Here is a 25,313-nt window from a genome sequence, read left to right on the forward strand (position 1 = left end):
TCGAAGACACTTTTGCATCGCGTAGCGAGCATGAGTCCATGCCTCCCATTGTTAAGTTGGAGGTCAAACTAGTCATCGGGCCTGAATGGTGACTGAATACCAGCTCCCGCAATTTCACACGACCAGAAGTTCCAAGAGCGCGCGACCACTGTGTTGGACGCAGTTTGTGTGGCGGTAATTTCCGATTGGAAGCCCGCCAAACGGCGTCGGGCCGCGCGTGAATGGTTGATCGGTGTTGTCCAGGCAAAGGGTGGTAGGCAGTTCGCGCATGCCAGTTAACCTAGCGGATTTGTCTGGAGAATGCCTGCGATAAGGCTTATCCCTCAGCCGCTCTTCGCACTCGTTAGTAGGAGGATGCCTGAGCAAGTCGTGCCGCTGTTTCGCCATTTAACGCAGACGTAACCACCTTACTTACCCGTGCTTTAATAGCCTCTGTTTTACCATCACGTAAAATAAGAGATGACGGTTGCGGGATGAAGATACAGTTTCAGAGTCAGTGGTTTCTACGATGGTGCCTGCCGGCTCTCGTTTCTTTGGTCGTCTGTGGTCTGCTTTTACTGAGTTTGAGTTGGGCGGCTGCTACAAGCGATGAGGTGGCCGCGGCAAGGCAGCGCGATCTCATGAAACTTACGGTCGCGAAACTGACGGCTGGCATTGCGCATGACCAGGAAAGCGCAACTGTCTGGGACGACGCCGTGAGGCATGCAACCAGTGGCGACCTGAAATGGATCGAGACGAACCTCGGTTCATGGATGCACAGCTATTTTGGGCATGATGGCGCCTTGGTCCTTCGACCGGACCTCTCTGTGCAATATCTGTTTTCATCCGAGACAGACTATTCCCCTACCCCAGATGATCTCCGCAACGCCTACTTGCCGCTCGCTAAAAAGCTTCAAGCGCGTCTACTTGCCGAAGATACCGAGGGTATCAGCGAACGGACGCTTTCGATTGGCGAAGCTGATCTGAGCTATGTCGGATTTCGACCTGCAATTGTCAGCATAAAGCCAATCGTTTCGGACACCGGTGATCTGGAACAGACGCCGGGCGAGGAAATGCTGCATGTGAGCATACGCTTTCTCGACGGCGATCTTCCTCTGGCCATCGGTACCGAATATGAGTTCGCCAAACTGGAGTTCACCTCCAAGCGACCTCTGGAACGGAATGTTGCGTACGTACCCTTGGTCGCACGAGACGGGCAAGTTTTTGGATACTTCCGTTGGAACCCATTCCAACCCGGACAATATGTATTCGAAGCCACTGCCCCGGCCCTTTTTATCGCGTTTATTGCACTTTTCGCTGGGACCAGTTTTTCTGGAGGTGCAATCTGGCGCCGCTCCGAGCGGCTGGCTGCGAGCCGCGCAGAACTGAAACATCAAGCCTCCCACGATGCCCTGACCGGGCTTGCAAACCGCGCTTACTTCAACGAGCAACTCAATCGTCAACTATCGAACGGACACGCCGACGCCCTCCACTGTGTGTTGTTCGTTGATCTTGATCGCTTCAAGGCTGTGAACGATACGTTCGGTCACCCGGTTGGCGACAAGTTGATCTGCTTGGCAGCGAACCGGATGCGCGATCTCCTGCCGCAATCTCTTCTGGCGCGGGTGGGAGGCGACGAATTCACCATTCTGCTGGGAGAAAATGATGCCAGGAATGCTGAAGATCTCGCATCGAAAATTGTGCAGGCACTGCGGGCACCGTTCGAAATCGGAACGACGCATGTCGTCATTGGCGCAAGCGTCGGAGCAGCTCTAGCAACCGGCCCATGTGACCCCATCGAACTGACGCGCCAGGCTGATATCGCGCTTTATCATGCCAAAGCAGCCGGCAGGAATACCCATGCGGTGTTTGGTGAACATATGGACGAACTGCTACGCAGGCGCAGGGCGTTGGAAAGCGATCTCCGTTTTGCAGTCGAGACCAGGACCCAGCTCGAGACTTTTTATCAACCAGTCTTCAATGCGACCGACGGAAGCATTTGTTCTCTCGAAGCGCTTGCTCGGTGGAAGCACCCGACGATGGGCTACATAAGTCCCGACCAGTTCATTCCTCTGGCGGAGGACATCGGGTTGATCAACGACATCGGCGCCCTTGTGCTGGACAATGCATGCAGAACTCTCGCTGATCTTCCCGGCATCTCTATTGCGATCAACGCTTCGCCGCTTGAGCTTAGTTCTCCCGGCTACAGTCTGCGGGTTTTGACGACCCTCGCAAACATGAACGTAAGCCCCGAGAGGCTTGAGATCGAGATGACGGAAACTGCAACTGCGGATAACACGATCGACCTGAAGCGAACCATAGCCATGCTGCGAAAAGCAGGCGTTCGGTTTGCCATAGACGACTTTGGAACCGGGTATTCTTCATTCTCGCGCGTGCAGAATATCGAGGTGGATCGCATCAAAATCGATAGGTCGTTTATCGGCGAAATGCACCAAAGCGGCAGCAGAGCCGTTGTTGTTGCGATGATTGGCATGGCCAGAGCGAAAGGGCTGAAGATAACGGCTGAAGGCGTTGAGACAATCGAGCAGCGTGCCGAACTTGAACGGCTTGGATGCGACGATCTTCAGGGCTTTCTGATGTCGCGACCTCTTCCTCGCCAGGACGTTGCAGCATACGTCTCCCGGATGGCTCGAACATGAAGGGGGCAGGTTACGCTGGGGCTTTGCATTGTGATGCCATGCCCCGGCAGGAAGACCCCACGCGCAGACTTAAACGCATGCGTCCACCGCTGCGTCATCGTAACGGAACTTGCTCGGCGTCGTTTCGGACGCGCTTACGGCCATCACGCGTTTAGCAGTACCGCGCTGCTGCTGCGTTGTCATTTGAGCGTGTAGGGACTGCGCGCCAGTTCCCCCTGGCCGAAGACAACGGCATTCATTATCTGAAGATATCGGTCAACGCGCTGTCGGCGCCAAGGAAACGACCCATGTCTGATCTCAGCTTTATCTGGCCGCTGTCCGGCGGCCTTCTGATTGGCCTTTCCGCCGCGATCTACCTGCTGCTGAACGGTCGGATAGCCGGAATTTCCGGTCTGGCCGCATCTGCTGTCGGATGGACAGGCAGTGGAATCAGTCCGCTCGGGGTCGGTTTTCTGGTTGGCATACTCGGTGGAGCTGCCGCCGCGTTTACCTTGTTACGGCACGCAGAGTTCGCGATCACCGCCTCGCCTCCCCTTCTTGTGGTAGGCGGGCTCCTGGTCGGCTTCGGGACGCGGCTTGGTTCCGGCTGCACCAGCGGCCACGGTGTTTGCGGACTGGCACGCCTATCGCCCCGGTCCATCGTCGCGACGGCAACGTTCATGATCGTGGCGGCAGCAACCGTCTTCATCACCCGACATTTGATGGGAGTGGCATGATGACCCAGCGCATTCTCGTCTCCATCGCCTGCGGAATTCTGTTCGGCATTGGCCTTGTCGTGTCCGACATGGTCAATCCTGCCCGTGTTCTGGCGTTCCTCGATGTGACCGGTAACTGGGATCCGTCGCTTGCTTTCGTGATGGGCGGGGCACTGATCCCGTCATCAATTGCCTATGCGATCCGGCGTCGTTGCCGCAAACCGGTCTTCGAAACCCAGTTCCATGTGCCGACGAGCCGCATGATCGACCGTCCGCTTGTCGCAGGCGCTGCACTGTTTGGTCTCGGCTGGGGCCTCGTCGGTCTATGCCCGGGTCCCGCAATCGCCTCTCTCGTTACAGGCCGCTGGGAAGCAGCACTGTTCGTCACGGCCATGCTTGCCGGTATGTTTGTCCATCGCATGGTGTCGTCCCGACAGACTGTGGCAGCGCGGTCCTGATGGGACGGAGAAGATAACTTCCGCAACCTCGATGGCATTCGAACCACCATCCCATGAACCATTGAAGGCAGTATAAGGGTTTCTTTACTCCCGCATTGTCGAGCATAGCATTTACCAGAAGCCAGTTTAGCTTCGCCCTCTCGTCCGGCCCGCGGCGCGGCCTTCTCCCGCCCACTCCGACAACACAATCATCATGCTCCAGAGACTGACGAGGTCTCAGTTAAGCAGTCATTAACCATCTTCAGACGTATATTAGAATTGCTTGAAATGCTTCGGCTTGGAAAGTAGTCGAGCGGCGGTGGTTTGTCTTTGCAGGTCCGTCTGGACCTGCGGGCTTGGGGGATACGATGAGCATGCTTTCCCGTGTTGTCCGGACGGCGATATTTGTGCCGCTCGCCTTCAGCGTTGCGTCTTGCGCGCAGACGCAGACGCGGGCGCGGACGACATCGGTCGACAGTATCGCGACCGCTTCGATTCCGAGCTCTCGGCCCGCAGTGAAGGACCGGAACACGATTTTGACCATGCAGGCGGCCGTCCGGCGGGCGGTCGACTATCAGCCTTCGATCATGCAGGCGGCGGGCGAACTCAACCAGCAAGGCGCGGCGATCCGAGATGCACGCTCTGGATATTTTCCGTCGATCGGGGGCGGGATCGATGTCGGCAGGCGCAGCGCTTTCGGGAACGGTTTTCAGCCGGCAGCGACTGTGACCGCGTCGCAGATGATCTACGACTTCGGGAAAGTCTCCAGTCAGGTCGCCAGTGCCACGGCGACAGAGGAAACCCGGCGCGCCGAGTTCATTGCCGTGGTCGACAACGTGATCAGGGACACCGCGCTTGCGTCCCTCGAAACCCTGAGAAACCGCAGTCTGGCGGTTGTCGCGTCCGATCAGGTGCGCGACACGAAGGAAATACTCGAGCTCGTCAACGCGCGAACGGAACAGGGAGCCAGCACGAGATCGGACAAGCTTCAGGCCGAAGCGCGGGTGCAGATGGCCCAGACCACGGCACTGGAGATCAGGTCTCAGTCGGAGCGCTGGCAGGGCAGCATGGCGTCGCTGTTGGGTATGTCCGGGAAGATCAATCTCGGAGCGAGTATTCCCTCAGACCTCCCCAATGCCTGCTCTGCCAAAGAGCCCGATTGGGGTACGGTGCCGAGCGTCCGGGCGGCGGCATCGAAGAAGACGGCCGCCGAGGCCAACCTGCGGTTCAGCAAGGCCGATGTCCTGCCCACCCTGGCGCTTGAAGGCGGTAGCAGCATGGATCTGCTCGGAAATTCACCAGGCAGCCCGGACTATACGATCGGTCTGAAACTGACCGGCAAGCTTTACAACGGCGGCTCTTATAAGGCCCGGAGCGAAGCTGGCCAGTTCGCGGTTCAGTCCGCTGAGGCCGGCATCGCCAATGCCAGGACAGGCGCGCAGCGGAGCTGGATGGAATCGCGCACGCAGCTGTCTGGAATGCGCGCTTTGCTCACGACACTCGCCTCGCGACAGACGCTGATGCGCGAAACCCGAGATCTTTATCAGAGGCAGTTCCTCGACCTGGGAACGCGGACTCTCCTCGATGTCTTGAATGCCGATCAGGAGCTACATGCCGCACGTTTCGACGCAATCAACATCCAGTTCGATGTCCATAAGCTGAATATCGAGTGTGCCTCCGCAGCGGGGCGCTTGCGGGACATCTTCAAGCTCGAAAAGAAGCCGGGCACGGCCGCGACCGTCGTGAACGGCGGCGCCTCCAGGTCGGAGACGCCAATCGAAATGGCGGTCGCGATGCCTGCGCGACAAGCACTGCCGATAGAGGCAGGACCAGCTGCCGCAGAGAATGCCGAACGCGGAGCAGACGTTGAGACCGAGCTAAGCGAGGCGCTTGCCGTTTCGCTTCAAGCCTCCAGTATCGGCGCGGACGTTAAGGACAAGCGAAACCGGTTCGAAGAGCTTGCTTTGCGCGGCGCTCTCTAGCCCGCAGGGGTCAAATTCGGTTCTGTCCGCCTTTCATAAACGCAAATACGCTGACCGGCATTAACACTGCATCAACCGTCCGATGCGAGAATTAGTTATCGCTAATTGATAACGTTCTAAAATTGAGCAAGTCTTATCCCAGAGTTTCTTGGTAGGATTGACAGCAATCGAGACACTGCCGGACCAGCCAGTTCGGTATTCAACATTTTGCCCGGCGCAGACCTTTGACGGTCCGTGTCATCGCATCTCGCTGCCCATCCGCCAAGTCCGTTCGGTTTCGCTGTGACGCTCACGGCCTTAAGAGGATGTATCCATGGTTGCCGTTGTAACGAATATCGCAAGTGGTGAAAGCATTACCGTCGCATCGGGAAACATCTCTGTCCGTGAACCAAGTGTTATTCAGCTTGAGGTCGGCCCGAAAGACATTGCTGCGACCATCCGTCAGGGCGACGATCTCGTCATCCGCCTGCAGAACGGTGAGGCGATCCGAGTTGCCGATTTCTACGCCAGCGGCCCTGGTGAAGCATCAAGCAAGCTGGTCCTGGTGGATGAGAACGGGGTCGTCTGGGATGGCAACCACACCGTCGGAGAAGCCGATTTCTCATTCACCGAGTCGGCCGGCGGCGACCAGTTGGTGGGTGGCGCTGAAGGTGGGGGCGATGCATCCATTCTCGGCCTTGCTGCACTCGGCGCGCTTGGAGCTGGAGGAATAGCTCTCGCTTCCGGAGGCGGCGGCGGTGGCGACGACAACGATGACTCGGACGCGGATGCCGACGCCGACGCCGACGCCGATGCAGATGCTGACGCCGATGCGGATGCGGATGCAGATGCAGACGCCGACGCGGATGCGGATGCGGATGCCGATGCGGATGCCGACGCGGATGCGGATGCGGACGCGGATGCTGACGCAGACGCCGATGCCGATGCTGACGCAGATGCCGATGCTGACGCAGATGCCGATGCGGATGCAGATGCCGACGCGGATGCCGACGCGGATGCAGATGCTGATGCTGACGCAGATGCCGACGCGGATGCGGATGCCGATGCAGACGCGGATGCCGACGCGGATGCGGATGCCGATGCAGACGCGGATGCAGACGCTGATGCTGACGCAGATGCCGACGCGGATGCGGATGCCGATGCAGACGCGGATGCCGACGCCGATGCGGATGCCGATGCAGACGCGGATGCGGATGCAGATGCAGATGCAGATGCAGATGCTGATGCTGACGCGGATGCAGACACAACCGCCTACGACAATACCGCCGTCGCGTCGATCAACCTTTCCCCCGTGGTGACCAACGTTGATATAGGTACCCAGACTTACGGCGTTGCCGTCAGCCTTGGTGGCTTGGATCTCCAGGTGCTTCCGAACGTCGAAACGATCGATTTCAACGTCGAGGAGGGCCATACGCTCGATGCACGTTTTGAACTCGACGAGGGCCTCAGTCTCGGCGTTCTGTCCGATTATCAGGTGGTCATCCAACGATTTGACGGTGTCCAGTGGACCAACGTCACAGGCACCGGCACCGGCAATGCCACACTGCTGGACCTGCAGTTGCTGGATGGTGCACCGACAGTGAGCCTGGAGGATCTTGGACCGGGCCAGTACCGCGCCTTTATCGCCTATGACGGCTTGCTGGGTGCGGGCCTCGGAAGCGAGCTGACGATCACCGGGACGGATACCGACACAACCAGTATCGGCGCCATCGCCGTAGTTGCTGCCAGCGGCAACGTGATCACCGACGCAGGTATCGGCGGAGAAATCGACGCGGTCAATCCCGGCACCATCATTCAGAGCATCAATGCCACACCGGTGACCGCTGCAGGCGCAACCATCCAGGGAGATCACGGTACACTGGTCATCGGCCAGGATGGCAGCTACACCTACACCCCGAACCCCGATGCAGCCGGCATCGGACGGGTAGACTCCTTCGAATACACGATCTTCGATCCGCAAACCCAGGCGACTTCGACTGCGGAACTGCATGTCCAGATCGACAGCGAGGGACAAAACCTCACCTTCTCGACGATTGATCCAACGGCGGATGCGAGCCTTGGAATTGTCGCCACGGACGACGCTGGGGCGGCGACCGTCGTGACCACTCACCCCGTGACGGAGGCCGTGAACGCCGACTTCCTCGATGTCTCGTTGGGACTGTTTGGGGGAAGTGAAACCGGAACGTTCACGGTGGCCGCCGGATCCTTGGCAACGGTTCAGATCGGCGCGGACACAGACCAGCTCCTGGGTCTCCTCGGGACAACGACGATCACCGTCGAAATGCAGCAGGCTGACCTCAGTTGGACGATCGTCGAAACCAGCACAGGTGCCAATCTGGCCGAGCTTGCCGGTTTGCTTGGCGGCTCCACAGGCCTGGAACTGCAGGACCTGGACGCGGGCAACTACCGCGTTACGGTATCGCAGGATGGCGTGAACATCGGTGGCAACATCGACGTGCAGCTCGCCACGTCGACGAGTGACCTCGGAACGGTCATTTCCGATGGCGTGGTCGCGGCAGTCGGCAACGTTCTAGCCGGTGATACACTCGACTCCAACTTCACCAACTTCCAGGTGTCCAATGGGACAGTGTTTGTCGATCCGGCCGCCGCAGGTACCGTCATCGTGGGTGATCACGGCACGCTCAAAGTCTCTGCCGATGGCAGCTATTCCTATGAGCCGAACGACACACTCGGCCTCGATGGAATGACCGACAGCTTCACCTACCGTCTCGTTCATCCCAATGGAGATGTCGTTGAAGCAGAGTTGACGATCCTCATCGACCAGGCCGAGCCCGTCGCCGGAACGTCGATGATGATGGCGGCCGATACAGGCTCTGAAGCTTTGCAGCCGAGCATGCTGACGTCCGCGTTCGCAGACGTCGACCTCCTGGATCTCGATACCGGAAACCATGGCCGTTTCGGCGATCTGACAGACGTCATCTCGCTGGATGGTGTGAGCACCGATCTCGGTGAGTTCATCGATCTCGGGAGCGTCAGCGCACTGCCGATCGACGTTGGCCTCCACGAACTTCTAAGCGGAGAGCAGGGCCTTGTCGTGAACGGTGACCTTGATATCGGCGGGCTCGCCGGAGCCGACGGTGTTGCCGACCTGCCCGAGTTTGCCGGCAACCTCGTGCCCACGGTCTTGGAGGACACGACCGTGGACCTGCTGGACGGTTCGGCCGCAGACAGTGTGCTGCATGGCGGCTTGCTGGGGGGAACTGTGGGCAGCCTGCTCGACGACGACGCTCTGCACCATGCCGGTACCTCAGTGATCTAGCCCTCAGTCGTGCTGCTGCCGGTTCTGCGGCAGCGGCACGACACCCGCTCGCCCGTCGTTTGCAGACGCTTGAAAGGCACGGCATTGACCCAAGCAACACCTCAGTTCGACGTCGTGCAGCAGAACCAGGCGGACGGCTGGATCGAAATGTTTGAGCAGGTTGCCCGGATTTACGGACTGGGCTTCTCGATCGAAGCGGCCCGCAAGGCTGCGGCGGCTTATTCGCTGGAAGACCAGGCGAAATACGTCCAGCGGCTCGCGCAAAAATTCGGGCTTCGTGTGAAGCTGGCTCAACCCAGTCTGGACATGATGACCAGCTGGAGGCTTCCCGTCATCGTGCAGCTCAAGGACGGGTCGGTTGCAACGGTTGTCGCCATCGATGCGCAACGCAATGGCGCGGTCGTCTTTGCCGGCGACAACGGTCTCAAAACGACGCTGGCGATCGATGTGCTGTGTGCCGAGGCAACGCTTGCGGCCATTCCCAGGCCGGCACGCTCCACACCTGACTCGAGGGTGGACACCTATATCGCCCCGCATGACGGAAGCTGGTTCAGACGGTTCGCGCTCGGTGACCTGCGCCCCTATGGCTACGTTCTGGTCGCATCCCTGATTGCCAACGCGCTGTCGCTCGCTGGCGTCATCTTTTCGATGCAGGTCTATGACCGCGTTGTCCCCGCCAACTCCATGAGCACGCTCTATGTGTTGTTTGCAGGCGTCATGCTCGCCGTGCTGTTCGACTATGTCGTTCGCAAGATCAGAGGTTCGATCATCGATATCCTCGGCAAGCGCTGTGATCTGCGACTGTCCGATCTGATCTTCGGCCACGCGCTGCGTGTGAAAAACAGCGTCCGCCCAAGATCGACCGGAACCTTCATTGCTCAGTTGCGAGATCTTGAGCAGGTCCGCGAGGTGTTCACCTCGACCACCGTTGCCGCGGTCGCGGACCTGCCGTTCTTCTTCCTGTTTCTGGTCATCTTCTGGTTCGTGGGCGGGATGCTGGTCGTCATCCCGGCGGTCGCACTCGTGCTGCTTGTCCTGCCTGGAATTCTGTCACAACGAAGACTGCACCAGAGCGCCAGCGCTGCAATGCGCGAGGCATCGCTCCGCAACGCGATCCTGGTGGAGAGCATTCAGGGCATCGAAGACATCAAGATGCTGCAGGCGGAGGAGCGCTTCCAGCAGAAATGGAATAACTACAACGCGGTCAATGCCGACGCCCAACTGAAGATGCGCGTTCTGACGTCGTCTCTGACCGGCTGGAGCCACAGCGTTCAGACGAGCGTTTACGCGTTCATCGTATTCTTCGGCGCACCGATCGTCATGGCTGGGGACATGACAACGGGTGCGCTTGTTGCCTGCTCCATTCTCGGTTCCAGGATGATGGCGCCGATGGCGCAGCTCACCCAGGTTCTCAGCCGTGTCCAGCAGGCAAAAATCGGGCTGAAGAGCCTTGACGCGATCATGCAGATGCCCGTCGACCATCCGGTCGCCGAGACACGCATCTCTATTTCCGCCATTGCCGGAACCTACGAGTTTCGATCGACCGCGTTCCACCACGCGGAGCCTGCCGGTAAACCGGCTCTGGTCTTGAGAAGCCTCAAGATCGCCGCCGGCGACAAGATTGCCGTACTGGGCAAGAACGGTGCAGGGAAATCAACTTTTCTGCAGGCGCTTTCGGGAATGATCGAGCCGAGTTCCGGCGAAGTCATGCTCGACAATATTGCGCTGAGACATATCGATCCGTCGGATCTGCGCCGTGACGTGGGGCTGCTGACCCAGAATTCCCGCCTGTTCCACGGGACCCTGAGGGAGAACGTTACGCTCGGTGCCTCCAACGCCTCCCAGTCCGCAATCCTCGACGCGCTCTCGATCGTCGGTGCCGACGAATTTATCCGCGCTCTGCCGAAGGGACTGGACTACCCGTTGCAGGAGGGCGGCAACGGGCTGTCCGGCGGGCAGCTGCAGGCGCTCCTCCTCGCCCGCCTGCTGGTGCGCGATCCCAATGTCGTCCTCCTCGATGAGCCGACAGCCGCCATGGACGAGGCGACGGAGCGGTTGTTCATATCGCGCTTCCAGACCTGGTCGCGCGACAAGACGGTTGTCATCGCAACCCATCGCATGCGGGTTCTGGAACTGGTCGACAGAGTGATGGTGTTCGACAAGGGTCAGCTGGTGCTCGACGAGGCAAAGGCAGACGCGATGACGACGCTGAAGGGCATCAAGCCGCTCGCCCCAGAAAAAACAGTGCCACCCAAACTGGTTCCTGTTCACAACACGTCTGGCGGGATTTGAAGACATGGCAGAGATCTCGAGCGACAAGGCTTCGGACTACGGGTGGGCTTTCGGTGACGAGGACGATGTCCAGCTGTCAAAGGCAAAGACCGTCATTCTTTTGGCCATGATCCTCCTGACAATCGCGACGGTTTGGGCTTATTTCGCCATGCTTGAAGAGGTCTCCACCGGCGCGGGTCGTGTCGTTCCGATCAGGCGCGAACAGGTCATCCAGTCGCTTGAGGGGGGCATCGTTTCGGAGCTCTTTGTTCGCGAAAACCAGATTGTAGAAACCGGTCAGCTTCTGGCGCAGCTGGATCCGACGATCACCGAATCGGATGTCGGTGAATCATCGGCCAAATACCGTGCCTCGCTTGCGGCCGCCGCACGCCTGACGGCCGAGATCAACCGGACAGCTTTGACCTTTCCGACCGAGCTGAATGCCTATCCGGATCTCATCCGTTCGGAAACCCAGCAATTCGAGGCGCGGACGACAAGCCTTGAACAGTCTCTGGAATGGATGGAACAAGCGATCGTGCTGGCCAAACGCGAGCTGGAAATGAGCGAGTCGCTTGCCAAGATCGGCGCCGCCAGCAATGTCGAGATCATCCGGCTGAAGCGGGAATTGGTCGATCTTGAAATGAAGAAGGTCGATATCGCCGCCAAGCAGAACCTCAGCGCCCGCGAGGAACTCGCCAAGGCAAATTCCGACATCACATCGCTGTCCTCGACCATCAAGGGACGGTCCGACAGCCTGCAGCGCCTGACGCATCGCTCACCGGTTCGGGGCATCGTCAAGAATATCGAGGTGTCGACGATCGGTGGCGTCGTGCCGCCAAACGGCAAGCTGATGGATATCATCCCGCTGGACGACGAGTTGCTGATAGAAGCGCGTATATCGCCACGCGATATCGCCTTCATTCACCCCGATCAGCGCGCCAGCGTCAAGATCAGCGCCTATGACTACGCCGTCTATGGCGGGCTGGAGGGACGGGTAACTGCGATTTCCCCCGATACCATGCGCGACGAGGTCGATCCCAACACGTTCTATTACCGTGTGTTCGTGCAGACCACCACAGATGCACTGGTGACCGCGCAAGGGACGCGCCTGCCGATCGTTCCGGGCATGGTGGCAACCGTCGATGTCAACACGGGCAGCAAGAGTGTGTTGGACTACTTGATCAAACCCTTCAACAAGGCGCGCGAGGCGCTGCGCGAGCGATAGGTGACCATGCCCGCAGAAACTTTCGGCCTTGCGCGGCTGGATCGCCTTCGAGACCCTGTTCGGCAGGTCATCCAACCACTTGACGCACCGCATCCGGCTTATGTGCTGTTTGTCTCGATCAGCGACGGAGACAGACGAGCGTCCGTTGCAACGGTCGGCGCCGACAGTTTTGACGCAGCCTGGCAAAAGGCTTTAAGCGCCGCCGGCGACCTCCTGGACAGCCAGAGGCTCGACGGCCGTCTGTTGCGGATCGACTGGCCGGTGCGGATGGAGAAGATCACGGTCAAGACCCTCCACAAACAGCTTGGTCGCACCAAGAGAAACTACTTCCGGCTCGGACTGTCGCTGGACGATCAATTCGAAACCGCGTTCCTGGACAACGAACTGAACGCCAACGCCATGCTTTATGGTGGCAACAAGGTCGAGCACTGCGTTCTAAACGAACGAAACTTCGCGCTCTATGCGAAGACACGATTTGGAAAAGCGTTCGAAACGGATTTTGCCGAGGCGAGAGCGCTCTGGGCGTTTACAACGAGCGGTTTTTTTCTCGATGAGGAAGGCCGACACTACCGTCTTTGCGGCGAAGGTGCGGGAAGCGGTCAGCGTGAAGGTCAGCCGCTTGATCGTGCCATGCTCGATCGGCTGATCGACTCCTCATCCAGCTATCTTGCGTCTCAGGTCAAGCCGGACGGCGCGTTCGTCTACGGCTATCACCCGTGCTTCGACCGCGAGATCCGCACCTACAATGTCCTGCGCCATGCAAGCACGACCTATGCAATGATCGAAGCTTACGAGGTAACGAGGGATAGCAAGACGAGAGCTGCAATAGAGCGCTCGCTCGGGCAGCTGACCGGTCATCTTACCCGGATCGCGAGACTGCCTGATGGGGCCGAGGCCGCCTTTCTGATCGACGTCGGTTCGGAGATAAAGCTCGGCGGCAATGCCGTCTTCCTCCTGGCGCTCGCGAAATATACAAGTGTCATGAGCGATGATCGATATCTGCCGCTGATGGATAAACTCGCCACCGGTATCGTTCATATGCAGGACGCAAAGACCGGTGAATTCCGCCACGTCCTGCTTTACCCGGACCTTTCCACCAAGGCCGAGTTCCGCACTGTCTATTACGACGGCGAGGCCGCCTTCGCGCTGATGCGCCTTTATGCGCTCACCCACGACATCCGCTGGCTCGGCGCGGTTGAAAAGGCTTTCGAGCATTTCCTGCGCCGGAACTACACGCAATATCACGACCACTGGCTGGGTTATTGCGCCAACGAACTGACGCTGTTTCGGCCGGAGGAACGCTATTTCCGCTTCTGCGTCGAAAATGTCAGCACCTATCTCGATTTTGTCGCCAATCGCATCACCACCTTTCCGACACTGCTGGAACTGATGATGGCAACCCGGCAGGCGCTGTCGCGGATTGCTGACAACCCGGATCTGGTTCCGCTCCTCGGCGAGATCGACCTTGCAGCGTTCGAGGTAGCGCTCGAAAAACGCGCTCATTACCTGCTGAACGGTCATTTCTACCCGGAGGTGGCGATGTTCATGCGCAACCCAAGGCGGATCATGGCTTCGTTCTACATCCGCCACCACGCGTTTCGCGTAAGGATCGACGATGTGGAACACTATCTGTCCGGGCTGATCGCCTATCGCGCGTATCTGAACGAGAAAGAGGCGTTCAAATCGCTGGTCTCTCGTCAAGGAGGAGCCGGTTCATAGTACGACTCAGCAAGGATTCGGGAGAATGCCGACGATGTTCTAGCGCGAGTTGCAAACGCATCTCCGGTTTGAACATATGCAGCGGAACGAAACCATGCTCCTCGTCAATTGGTGTCGGTGTTGGCCGAACGGCGGGTGTGGGTACCGTCTGCTGATACATGTCATGCACCCTGACCGGGGCGCGCAGCGAGAAGATCACTTAGAAGCGAATAACGCGGATGATGCCGGCGATAGTTTTCCGGCCGCGGACGATGGCGGCAATTCGCTGGCCCAATTTGCGCTCGGCTGCGATGTCGGCATCGATGACGATATCATCAGCCGCCGTCACGGGACGCATCGGGGGTGATGGTGCGTACCGAAGCTCATTGTGTCGGAGATACCGAGCGACGCAGCCGCCATGGGAGCAGCGATCCTGCCCTTTCGGCGGATGTTTTACTAGCTTCCGCGAACCTCGTTTCAATCACGCAGCGCGGTCTACCCCACGCGCGTGAGTGTCACGCGAAGACGTTTCCACCGCGAGCTGGAACATGCCGACGAGACCGCGTAGGCGTTGCGCCTCGTTCATGAGCAGTGCGCTTGCCGCATTGTTTTCCTCGACCATCGCGGCATTTTGCTGTGTTCCGTGATCGAGCATGTTGACGGCCGTGTTGATCTCGTTGAGGCCGACGGATTGTTCGCGAGCCGAAAGGGCAATCGCTTCGACTTGCGTGGTGATCGCTTCCACGCGGCCGGTGATTTCGGTCAGTCCTTCGCCGGTCTCACGGACGCAGCGAACGCCGTCTAGAACTTCTCGGTCAGACGTCTGGATCAGTTGCTTGATTTCTCGTGCGGCTTCCGCCGACCGTCCTGCCAGAGCGCGGACCTCCTGGGCAACCACCGCAAATCCTCGTCCTGCCTCCCCCGCCCTTGCCGCCTCGACGCCGGCGTTGAGCGCCAGGAGATTGGTCTGGAAGGCGATCTCGTCGATCACGCTGATGATTCCGCCGATTTTGGTCGACGAGATCTCGATGCGTGCCATGGCTTTCAACGCATTTGAAACGAGCACTGCTGTGCTTTCACTTGCGGCATTGGTTTCGCTGGCAATACGATGGGCGTCTTGCGATCGGCGCGACGCGTTGCCGACATTGGCAGTGATCTGTTCGAGCGCTGCCGCGGTCTCTTCGAGCGATGCGGCCTGCTGCTCGGTGCGGCGGGACAGATCGTCGGCGCTCGAGGCGATCTCGCGGCTTCCCCCCTCGATGGAAATGCTTGCATGGGCGATCGAGCTCATGACATCGGCCAACTGGGCGACTGTTGCATTGAGATCGCGGCGCAGATTTTCGAAGTCCGGCGCAAATGGCTCGGTCAGTTCGAAAGCGAGATCGCCGCTTGCCAAACGCCGCAGCCCTTCGGCGAGACCTCCGGTTGCATGGCTCAAGCGTGCCCTTGCCTCGGTCTCTGCCTCTCGTTGCAGGCGGACGCGTTCACCTTCCGCGTTGGCCCGTGCGGTCGCTGCTTCTTCTTCCAAACGACGGTTGGTGATCGCAGCCTCCCGAAACGTGTGCAGCGCGCCGGCCATGGCACCGAATTCGCTGCGAGATCCAAACGACGGGATCGCAAGATCCGTCTGTCCCTCGGCGAGTTCACCCATGGCACCGGTCATCGCCGCGACTGGCCGCGTAATGGACCGGCCGATAATCCAGACGCCGCCACCAAGCCCAACGATCGCCAGCAGAACCAGGCCGGCGACGACGGTAAGGTTGCGAGACGCGACTCTTTCATTTTCCACGAGGATAGTCTCGCGCTCCGTTTCGTAAGCTGCGCTGACAGCCTGCACCTGCGGCTCTAACGCAAGGTAGGCAGCTGCAACATCCTTGCGGGTCTGTGCTTCCCCAATGCTGGCTTCGGCGTAAAAGCGAAATGCCGATCGGTAAATTTCCAGGCCATCGAGCACCCGGCTGCGCTGCGCGCCTGGGCGGAAGGCGTTTTTCACAAGCGTCGCGAATGTCTCAGCCTCCTCTGTGTGTTTTTGCAGATATGAGGCATCGCCACGCAGCATGAAGTCTTTCTCATGACGCCGCAGCATCAACATGCTGGCGCGAATAGCGGTATCGTCGACGGAGTCCAGACGTCCCTCGATCGAATGCACCGCCGAGCGCATGGCGCCCTGCAAGCCATCGTCCTGATCGAGACCAAGGTCCTGATTGTTCTTCACAAGCGTATCAAACGCTGCTTCGTAGGCAGTCAGGCCAATGCTCAGTTGGTCGAGTTGGGCTGCGAGTTCAGGAGTGGCGGAACGACGAAGGCTCGCCAGCACGCTACGACCTTCGGAAACGGCTGCCTTGAACTTTTCCGTGCTGGCCATCTCTTTTTCGAGCAGGAATGCCTGCTGGAACATGTAGCTGGCGCTCACGCTGGCCGACAGGCTTGCAACGTCGGCTTTGCTCTCGGCAAGCGCATCTGCAGCGGCACGATATCCGTGCTCGACGTGGCGCTGACCGATAAAGATGGCGCAGATCGTGATGATACCGACGAGCGCCATCGCCGCCAGGAGCATGACGCGCTGCGAGATTCGAAGATGGGCGAAGAGCAAAGGCTTAGACCTCAAAGGCAAGAAAACAGCGGCATTCAATGCCCTTCGGCTCTTAAGCAAATGTCTACGGAGTGTGAATTTACTGTGACATAACCGCGTGCGTGCCGGTGCGGCGCAGCTCACTTGCCCCCTCGGCTAGATTGCGGAAGAGGGCTTCAGCACACTGAAGCTGTAATCATTGTGGAGTGCGATAACACCCTCGTATTCAAGGGCATAGAGAGCGTTGAGTAGCTCGTGCCTGGAAAACTTCACTGTCGTCGGCGTGTTTGCGATCGTGCGAAACCGAATCTGCGACGGCGGCCTCAGCCGCAATCGTCGCAATAGATCCGATAGAGCATGCACAACTTCGAGATGGGTTCTCAACGACCGGGTCTCCAGGTAACACTCTCGATCAACGCAACACGCGCCGAAGCGACAATGCTGTCTCCAGCTATCCCTGGTCTATTTCAGTTTTGTGACGCGGCTTAAGGAATAAGATGGCCTTGGCCAAGCAGTCGTCTGCGTAATCCTGCGTGGGAGTTACCTGATGGGCTTAAGAGTCCTGATGGCTGCATTGAGTGCGATCCTGACACGAGGTCAGCCCGATCCAGTTTGACACCAGGCCGGGCAGTCGTCAGGATCAATTTGCCCTGAACGACATTCGCACACCGTCGTCATCGGAACCGAACTTTCATCCGAAAAAGGAATCATCCTCATGGGCAAGAAACTGAACAAGGTCTACGAGGCGCTCGTCAGTGGCGCAGCCGACGGTCTAACCGGCAAAGAACTCTATGCTCATGTCGTAGACGAATGCCCGAAGACATCGAGCAAACGCATTGTCAAAGCCTCCCTGTTTGCGTTGTCCGACCCGGACATCAAGGAGAGGGGTCTGCTGGAAGCAATCTACGCGCTTGCTATCGACTATCGCCTGTCCTCGCTGGGGGTCGATGAAGAAACTCAGGAGACAGATGACGAAAACAGTCCGGCTCCACTTGTTTCACAGGAACTGAGAAACAGGCTCGAAAGCACGGTCTCGATTATTCCGGCCATTCGAGAGGACGCGACATTACCGGAACCGTCTAAAGGCATCCATTGAGTGCAGATAGGCACCGCTCAATCCGACGCACTCAGCGTCCATCGGGCACGTCCGTCACAGCAATTTCCAAGGGCTTGATGGCCTTCAGTACGAATTCGATAGCGAGAATATCGACCTCGTTCTACTGCCCTACCCAGTCGGAACTGGCTATGCCTCGCACCTGACCGTCATCCACACGTCACATATTCGTGGAATCTGATCTTGACGATCGGAGGGCGATTACGTGCCGTATCTATGCCTCAACGCGATATCGAAGCACTTCGACCAGTTCACAGCGCTGGATAGCGTCTCGCTCGCGATACCCGACGGAGCGTTTCTCGCCTTGCTTGGACCTTCAGGCTGCGGCAAGACCACTCTTCTGCGCCTGATCGCCGGGCTTGAGCATCCCGATCAAGGAGAGATCCGTTTCGACGATCAGTTAGTCGCCGGTGATGCCGTCTTTGTCCCACCGGAAAAGCGTCGCGTTGGCATGGTCTTTCAGTCGTATGCGCTCTGGCCGACGATGACCGTACGAAAAAATATCGAGTTCGGCTTGAAAGTCGCCGGGCTCACGGTTCAGGAGCGAAACCAACGCATCGATGAGGTTCTGGACGTCGTCGGGCTTCGGGGGCTGGATGGCCGCCGACCGCACGAACTGTCGGGTGGACAGCGGCAAAGGGTAGCGCTTGCTCGCTCGCTCGCAACCAGACCGCAACTCATCCTGCTCGATGAACCGCTTGCCAATCTCGATTCTCACTTGCGTGAGGCCATGCTCGCGGAATTCCGCCGTATCCATAGTCTGACCGGCGCCACATTCGTATTCGTCACCCATGATCAGGACGAGGCGATGGCGGTTGCGACGCATGTCGCCGTCTTGGACCGGGGCCGGCTACAGCAGCTCGGTACGCCGGAAGAGCTTTACCGCCAGCCGTCTTCGAGCATGGTTGCCCGTTTCATCGGTCGGGGACGGACGCTGCCGGTCCAAGTGGTTGAGTCCGGAGCGGGTCGAACGAAGGTCATGCTCGGCCAGCAGCTCCTCGACATGCCGGGCGAGGCCCCGACAGGCTATGGCTGGCTGTGCTGTCATGCCTCCGATTTCAAGCGCGTGCCTGAGGGCGGCCACCTGAAGGTCGAGCTCCTGGGTCAGGTCTTTCAGAACGGCGTCTTCCTCAGCCACTGTCTGCCGACTGAGATTGACGGCGACGTCGTCAGCCTGCCGCTCGAGGAGCGGTTAGCGCCCGGCACATCGATCGAACTCGTCCTTACGGGCGGCTGGGTGATCGGCGACGGCGGAACAGGCCAAACCTGGGCCGGCCGTGTCACTGGTCGATCGTCAACCTGTCGTTCTGCCGTCATCTCTGTGAGCTAGGCGAAACAGCACCTGCCGAACCGGTGGCCGTCTCCCCATCGCCCGGGCGGGGCCGCGTTCAAAACAATCTGCCCTATCAACGAGGTTCTCATGTTCTTCCGCACGCTCGTCGCCACAACCATTCTTGCCGGCCTCGCCTTCCAGGCCGCGGCCGCAGACACGATCACCGTTTACACCTCGCAGCCGCAGGATCAGATGACCAAGGTCATCGAGGCGTTCAACGCCGACCATCCAGAGATCAAGGTTGAACTCTTCCGTTCCGGCACGACCGAGGTCATGGCCAAGCTGCAGGCTGAATATGCCGCTGGCAACAGCCCGGCCGACGTCATCCTGATCGCTGATACCGTCGCGATGACGCAGTTGAAGAACGACGACCGCCTTCTGGCCTTTACCGACGCTCCGGTTGCGGGCATAAACCCGGCCTTCATCGATGCCGACAAGACCTTTTTCGGCACCAAGGTGATCACCACAGGGATCATCTACAACACGAACCTCGTGAAGACCGCCCCGAAGAGCTGGAACGACCTGCTTGCCGCCGATGCGGCCAAGAGCCTTATCATGCCAAGCCCGCTCTATTCCGGTGCGGCCGTCATCCATGTCGGCACGGTAACGCAGCAGCCTGAATTCGGCTGGGCGTATTACGAAAAGCTGGCCGAGGCCGGCGCCGTTGCCGGCCAGGGCAATGGCACGGTTGTCGAAGCCGTTGCGCGCGGCGAAAAGGCCTACGGCATCATCATCGAATACATGGCCCTCAACGCCAAGAAGAAGGGTTCACCCGTCGACTTCGTCTTTCCCGCAGAAGGTGTAAGCTCGATCACCCAGCCAGTCGCCGTGCTCAAGGGGTCCGATCAGGTCGAGGCAGCCAAGACCTTCGTCGCCTGGCAGCTCTCCAAGGCAGCCCAGGTACAGGCCGCCGCCCAGGGCTATTTCCCGATCCTGCCCGGTGTCGCGCAGCCGGAAGGGTACCCGGCGCTTACCACACTGAAGATCCTGCCCGCCGATAGCGATGCCATGCTCAAGGCCGACAAGGAAACCAAGGAAAAGTTCGCGGAACTGTTTGGCGGTTGACCCTATGATCCGCAGACCCGTTATGGGCCGGCCGCATCGTTTGGGAGGCGAGCATCTGCTCGTCTCCCTTCTCGTTTTATACGTGTCCTTCACGACGCTATGGCCGCTCGCGCGGCTCTTTTCCGCCGCCTTCCAACCCGGCGAGGACGGCACGCCGCTCGGGCTGATGCTGACCACGCTCGCCAGTCGCTCGGCACTCAGGGCGCTCTCGGGAACGCTGCAGACCGCGCTTCTGTCCGTTGCCGTGTCGACTGTCATCGGCGTGGCGCTCGCCTTTGCAGTCAGCCTTTTGAAACTCCGCACCCGCGCCGCACTGACCTTTCTCATCCTGATCCCGCTGATCGTGCCGTCGCAAACCATGGCGCTTGCCTGGATTGAACTCTTTGGCGCGCAGTCGCCGATCCTGAAACCGCTCGGCCTTGCGCCACCGCCGGGCTCCACCAACCCGCTTTATTCAACTGGCGGGATCGCGCTTGTGATGGGCATCGAACACATGCCGCTGGTTTTCATTGCTGTCCGGGCGGCGCTGCGGGCACTGCCGGCCGACCTTGTCGAGGCCGCGCGCATCCTCGGTATTTCGCCAGGCAGGATCGGCCTCGGAATCGTCTTACCCATCGTCATGCCTTCGGTGCTGGCTGGAAGCTTGATCGCGTTCACCGCGGCGATTGGCAATTTCGGCGTGCCGGCACTTCTTGGCATTCCGGGCCGCATCTCGGTCCTGACAACGTTGATCTACCAACGGCTGAACGGCTTCGGCCCGGCCGCCGCCGGCCAAGTGGCGACACTGGCGCTGATGCTCGCTGCCATGGCGGCGCTTGCCATCGTCCTGCGCAACATCGTCACGACCCGCATCGCCGTGCCGCTTCCGGCCGGGACACCCTTCGTGCCTACCCGCCGCGCGCCTGTAATCGAGTTCCTGCTGTGGATCGTGGTGCTCATCCTGTCGCTCGTGCCGCTCGCGGCGCTGACCATGACTGCGCTCTTGCCGGCCATCGGGGTGGCCTTCGGACCCGACACGATAAGCCTCGACCAGTTCCGCGCCGTGCTCGACAATCCGACCGTGCGAAGGGCTTTTGCCAATTCGCTGCTGCTCGCCGTGATCACGGCCGCAATTTCGATGCTGGTGGCCGTACCGCTGGCCTTTCTTTCTCAACGCCGTACAAATCCTGTGCTCCGGCTGCTTGATTTCGTCATCGAGGGGCCCTGGGTCGTTCCCGGCACTGTTGTCGCGCTCGGCATGATCCTCGCGTTCCTCAAGCCGCTGCCGCTGATCGGGCTGTCGCTCTACGGGACCATGGCGATCCTCGTCATCGCCTATCTCTCGCGCTTCCTGCCGCTGGTGCTCCGGCCCGTGGCCGCCGCCGCGCAATCAGCCGACCCCGCACTGGACGAGGCGGCTCGCATTACCGGCGCCGGTCTTAATCGCCGCATCCTGTCCATCTTCTTGCCCGGCGTGCTACCGGCCGCGGCTGCCGGGGCGATTCTGGTCGTGATGACGGCGCTCAACGAGCTGACGCTTTCGACACTGCTCTGGTCGTCGGGAAATGAAACCATAGGTGTGATGATTTTTGCCCTTCAGTATGAAGGAAACTCGACTGGCGCAGCGGCAGTCGCAGTTCTCTCGACCCTCCTCGTGTTGAGCCTTGCCGGGGGAGCGACATTGATTGGCTCAAGCATGCCGAAGGGCACCCTGCCCTGGTTGGAGTGATTGAAGTACGGGGGTTTAAGCTTAGTTCCTAGCTTCGAAAATGCGGGGTAAAGGCGTGCCCTACCTTCAAAAAGCTAGGGAAAGAGATGACGGAACTTGACGTGCTATTGATCTGTTGTGAGTGTCCAATCGGAAATTAACGGAGCATTTCGTTGGCGACAGGCCTGATAGCACTACTCGACGATATCGCTGCAATAGCGAAGCTGGCTGCTACGTCGCTGGACGATGTTGCGGCCCAGACTGCAAAAGCAAGCGTCAAGGCTGCAGGCGTTGTTATCGACGACACGGCTGTAACCCCGACCTATGTCGTTGGGCTATCACCGGCCCGGGAGCTGCCGATAATTTTGCGCATCGCTCTGGGCTCGCTGCGCAACAAGCTGGTCTTCCTCCTGCCCATCTGCCTCCTGCTCGGCTACTTCGCCAACTGGCTGATCACCCCGCTGTTGATGATCGGCGGCCTGTACCTGTGCTTCGAAGGCGCTGAGAAAATATACGGTCTGCTGGCCCCCCACGCGCACGATGTGGGTGACTCGTCGACACCGGTTGACCCGGTCGCGCTCGAAGAACAGAAGGTCGCCGGGGCTATCCGCACGGACTTCATCCTATCCGCAGAGATCATGGCCCTGACGCTTGCCGATGTTGCGGATTCCAGCATCTATACCCAGGCTATGGTGCTCGCTGCCGTAGGAGTGCTGATAACGGTTGCCGTCTATGGCGTCGTGGCTTTCATCGTAAAGGCCGATGACATCGGATTGCACATGGCAAAGGCGGGATCTGGCACGGCACGGGTGATCGGCCGCAGCCTGGTCAAGGGTGTGCCGGTGTTTCTACAGATCCTGGCGGCCGTGGGCACTGCGGCCATGCTCTGGGTCGGCGGCAGTATCGTCGTCCACGGGCTGGATGGGCTCGGGCTGTCAACACCCGAGCATGTCATAGAAGGGGCATCCCATTTCATGACGACTACCATCGGGGTTGCTCCGGCTGTGGTCGGGTGGCTTACGACATCCTCGCTTCAGGCTTTGCTGGGCATCATCCTTGGCGCCATCGTCGTCATTGGCGTAACGGCCGTGCATGCGGTGCTCCCCTCGCGTCGCTCGGCGTAACGTCCGGTAACCCCTTCGGAAAGATCGAACGGGTGGCTCGCCCGCGGACTCACCGGACTGGGTGCAGGACGTTGAGGATCAGCTCTATCGGTGTCCAGCCTGATAGCAGGAGCCGTCGCGATGCCGCTGGCCGTTTCGAGGTACGAAAAAGCCCGGGTTTTCTGGTCTGTAAGGTTTCGAACGTCGGCTTACGGACAGCCTCTCTCGCATCCCTATTGTATTCTTAAGGGCGCTGATTGCCGCCTTTCTGGCGTTGAGTTGAAGAACTGGTTCTGAGGGCAGAGAGCCGTGGCGGTTGAACCACGCAGCGCTCATCAGTCTTTCACCACTCCAAGCTGGCCTCATACCGACAGATCGTGGAGATCGCTCCTTATGGCCTCACCCACATCAAAGTCTGAAAAGCGCACGTTCAGCCCGCCGCGCTCCGGCGTACAGGCGGTCGGTCCAATGAGATAGCGATCCGCGGAAGGGAACGGCGCCAGGCGGAGAAGCGGCCATACCTTGCCGTCCGACGAGGCCTGTATCCTTGCCGCTCCGTTTTTGAGCGTGATCCGTATGATGAAGTCTTCCAATCCTTGAAACGGCTGCGAGACGGACCAGTCCGAGCTTCCGTTGGTGACAACCGTTGACAGAAAGCGCTCGCCGTCCGTGAACTCGACACCGGTCTTGATCCAGCGTGTCTCGTCAATCCGCAACATCAAACCCGCCTGGTCATACAGGGATCGGAACTCTCCCTGGACCCGGACCCGCGCTGTGAATTCTTCGCTGACCGAAACTCCAAGAAAATGTCCACTATCCCGCGCGAACCCGTAATGCGTCTTCTGCCAGAAGTCGGTCTTCTGGTCGGTCGTCATGGTAAGACGATCGGCCGAGACCTCCCAGTTCGCAGGCTCGTTGACCCAGGTTCCGTTCTCGAGATGGGTTCTCATCTATGCAGCCACTCCTTCGCCATCATCGCCATACGCACATCAGTCCTTGGCAAACACCGTAGCGGACTCTGAGGTGGAGACCATCGTGTTGTAGTCAGAGACAAGCCATTCGAGATCGTCGCCCGCGCCTTTGCGGGCGTCGCCTTTGGCCATTTCGAGTTTTTCGTCGAAATTGCGAAGCTTGGACAGGAGCGACGCCGGGCTGGACTCAAACACGTGGAATGAGTTGGGATGCTGGAGAGCGTAGTCGTCGAACTCCCGGACAGCCTGAGCGTAGTCGGCAAGCACTGATCTGAATGCAGGCATGGCGACCACGGGCTTTTCGTTTGTCGGCATCACGTCCATCACGGCCTCTGCCCGGAACATGACGTTTCGCACATGCCAGCGCGATTTCTTGCCCTCGGCCTTTTCGAGCGCGAGTAGCGATGCGCGGTCGAGCTTGACCTTTTCGGTCCTCAATGCGGCGTCCACTGTCTTCCGGCGTTCTTCATAGACGGGCGATAGGGCAGCGATGTCCTTATGGAACGCCTTACCGTCTGCCATCTTGTCCGACTTATAGTCCTGGCGCTCGTAATACTTGTTCGCCCGCTCGATGACGGGAGCCAGTTGCTGGTAGGTCTCGACATAGGCTGTCATGGCAGCGTCAAGCTCCGGCAGCTTTGGCTCTTCCTGAGCGGAAGCCAAGGCTTTGCCCGCCAACTCTCTCACGTCGTATAGAGAGTACATGCCATAGATGATGCGCTCCTTGCCGGTCGGGCCCTTCTTCATGTCGACCCAACTGTCGTAACGCTGTAGCGACTCGGACGCGCGCAGGGTTTGGTTGAGAAACTCGACGTACGTGTTCATCTTGCCCATCGCCGCGTCAGATACGGTGGCATCGGGTGGCGACTGGGCCTGTACGGGGGATGTCCCCAAAAGATATGGGACCGAACCCTGAAGGATCAGGACCAGAACCGAGGCGGTAACCGCCTTTGCGAGCGTCTTCATCGGATGCATTTCCCCATCGATCAGACAGCTATTTGTCGCGCTGGATCGCCAGATCAAGGCCAGGCTTGGATCGCGTCCATTCGAAGGACTGCGGCTTTGGTCAATGAGCCGCCAGCCTTCACGCCGCTGCTGTATCCGGCTCTGATACTCAAGCCTCTCAGCATGCCGCAGCACGAGACGGAGAGACGCAACAAAATGGTCGCGTGTTGACTACCTCGCCAATTTTCACTATTCTGTATCTGTTCATTATACTGAACTTTTGAAGACAGAGGTTA

The 25,313-nt window shown here is 59.3% G+C and carries 17 protein-coding genes; 13 read left to right on the plus strand and 4 right to left on the minus strand.

Translation table 11 applies throughout. The annotated features are described in order from the left end of the window. Window positions 1-620 precede the first annotated feature (620 nt). The 8 genes from IFT59_RS15365 to IFT59_RS15400 all read left to right on the plus strand — a co-directional run bounded on the left by IFT59_RS15365 (window position 621) and on the right by IFT59_RS15400 (window position 14,248). Window positions 621-2,639, plus strand: coding sequence for a bifunctional diguanylate cyclase/phosphodiesterase (locus IFT59_RS15365; protein WP_249407605.1), 2,019 nt, complete (start codon window positions 621-623; stop codon window positions 2,637-2,639). Window positions 2,640-2,926: 287 nt separating this feature from the next. Then, window positions 2,927-3,355 (plus strand): YeeE/YedE family protein, encoded by a 429-nt coding sequence (locus IFT59_RS15370; protein WP_062459130.1) that lies wholly within the window; start codon window positions 2,927-2,929, stop codon window positions 3,353-3,355. Beyond that, window positions 3,355-3,792: a YeeE/YedE family protein gene (locus IFT59_RS15375; protein ID WP_192087414.1), complete on the plus strand. Its 438-nt coding sequence runs from the start codon at window positions 3,355-3,357 to the stop codon at window positions 3,790-3,792. The genes IFT59_RS15370 and IFT59_RS15375 overlap by 1 nt, the downstream gene beginning before the upstream one ends. 347 nt (window positions 3,793-4,139) lie before the next feature. Further along, the gene (locus IFT59_RS15380; RefSeq protein ID WP_192087415.1) at window positions 4,140-5,753 is read left to right on the plus strand and encodes a TolC family protein; all 1,614 of its coding nucleotides are present in this window, start codon (window positions 4,140-4,142) and stop codon (window positions 5,751-5,753) included. 313 nt (window positions 5,754-6,066) lie between these two features. After that, window positions 6,067-9,033 carry a BapA/Bap/LapF family large adhesin gene (locus tag IFT59_RS15385; protein ID WP_192087416.1) on the plus strand — a complete coding sequence of 989 codons (2,967 nt, stop codon included), beginning with the start codon at window positions 6,067-6,069 and terminating at the stop codon, window positions 9,031-9,033. An 84-nt stretch (window positions 9,034-9,117) separates the two neighbouring features. Beyond that, the gene (locus tag IFT59_RS15390) at window positions 9,118-11,325 is read left to right on the plus strand and encodes a type I secretion system permease/ATPase (RefSeq protein WP_249407606.1); all 2,208 of its coding nucleotides are present in this window, start codon (window positions 9,118-9,120) and stop codon (window positions 11,323-11,325) included. A 4-nt stretch (window positions 11,326-11,329) separates the two neighbouring features. Beyond that, window positions 11,330-12,529, plus strand: a complete 1,200-nt coding sequence (locus IFT59_RS15395; RefSeq protein ID WP_062577794.1) for an HlyD family efflux transporter periplasmic adaptor subunit — start codon at window positions 11,330-11,332, stop codon at window positions 12,527-12,529. A 6-nt stretch (window positions 12,530-12,535) separates the two neighbouring features. Further along, window positions 12,536-14,248 carry a hypothetical protein gene (locus IFT59_RS15400; RefSeq protein ID WP_192087417.1) on the plus strand — a complete coding sequence of 571 codons (1,713 nt, stop codon included), beginning with the start codon at window positions 12,536-12,538 and terminating at the stop codon, window positions 14,246-14,248. Between the two features lie 199 nt (window positions 14,249-14,447). Here IFT59_RS15400 and IFT59_RS23315 read toward each other — a convergent pair whose 3' ends face one another. After that, window positions 14,448-14,576, minus strand: coding sequence for a hypothetical protein (locus IFT59_RS23315; RefSeq protein ID WP_274598279.1), 129 nt, complete (start codon window positions 14,574-14,576; stop codon window positions 14,448-14,450). Between the two features lie 132 nt (window positions 14,577-14,708). Beyond that, entirely contained in the window at window positions 14,709-16,784 is a 2,076-nt protein-coding gene (locus IFT59_RS15405) for a methyl-accepting chemotaxis protein (protein WP_192087418.1), read from the minus strand. A gap of 730 nt (window positions 16,785-17,514) precedes the next feature. Here IFT59_RS15405 and IFT59_RS15410 point away from each other — a divergent pair. From IFT59_RS15410 to IFT59_RS15430, 5 genes are all read left to right on the plus strand, one after another. Further along, entirely contained in the window at window positions 17,515-17,895 is a 381-nt protein-coding gene (locus IFT59_RS15410) for a hypothetical protein (RefSeq protein WP_174197535.1), read from the plus strand. Window positions 17,896-18,118: 223 nt separating this feature from the next. Further along, window positions 18,119-19,243 (plus strand): ABC transporter ATP-binding protein, encoded by a 1,125-nt coding sequence (locus IFT59_RS15415; protein WP_082476353.1) that lies wholly within the window; start codon window positions 18,119-18,121, stop codon window positions 19,241-19,243. Window positions 19,244-19,333: 90 nt separating this feature from the next. Further along, window positions 19,334-20,311, plus strand: a complete 978-nt coding sequence (locus IFT59_RS15420; RefSeq protein WP_062459092.1) for an ABC transporter substrate-binding protein — start codon at window positions 19,334-19,336, stop codon at window positions 20,309-20,311. Window positions 20,312-20,315: 4 nt separating this feature from the next. Next, the gene (locus IFT59_RS15425) at window positions 20,316-22,019 is read left to right on the plus strand and encodes an ABC transporter permease (RefSeq protein WP_062459089.1); all 1,704 of its coding nucleotides are present in this window, start codon (window positions 20,316-20,318) and stop codon (window positions 22,017-22,019) included. Window positions 22,020-22,171: 152 nt separating this feature from the next. Then, a complete protein-coding gene (locus IFT59_RS15430; protein WP_092665391.1) occupies window positions 22,172-23,122 on the plus strand; it encodes a DUF808 domain-containing protein in 951 nt (316 codons plus the stop codon). Between the two features lie 341 nt (window positions 23,123-23,463). On the opposite strand, the gene IFT59_RS15435 is transcribed toward IFT59_RS15430, so the two are convergent. Then, the gene (locus tag IFT59_RS15435; RefSeq protein ID WP_192087419.1) at window positions 23,464-24,051 is read right to left on the minus strand and encodes a DUF1349 domain-containing protein; all 588 of its coding nucleotides are present in this window, start codon (window positions 24,049-24,051) and stop codon (window positions 23,464-23,466) included. A 39-nt stretch (window positions 24,052-24,090) separates the two neighbouring features. Then, a complete protein-coding gene (locus tag IFT59_RS15440; protein ID WP_192087420.1) occupies window positions 24,091-25,038 on the minus strand; it encodes a YiiG family protein in 948 nt (315 codons plus the stop codon). Window positions 25,039-25,313 lie beyond the last annotated feature (275 nt).

The organism is Rhizobium sp. CFBP 8752, assembly GCF_014842035.1.
Classification (GTDB): domain Bacteria; phylum Pseudomonadota; class Alphaproteobacteria; order Rhizobiales; family Rhizobiaceae; genus Neorhizobium; species Neorhizobium soli.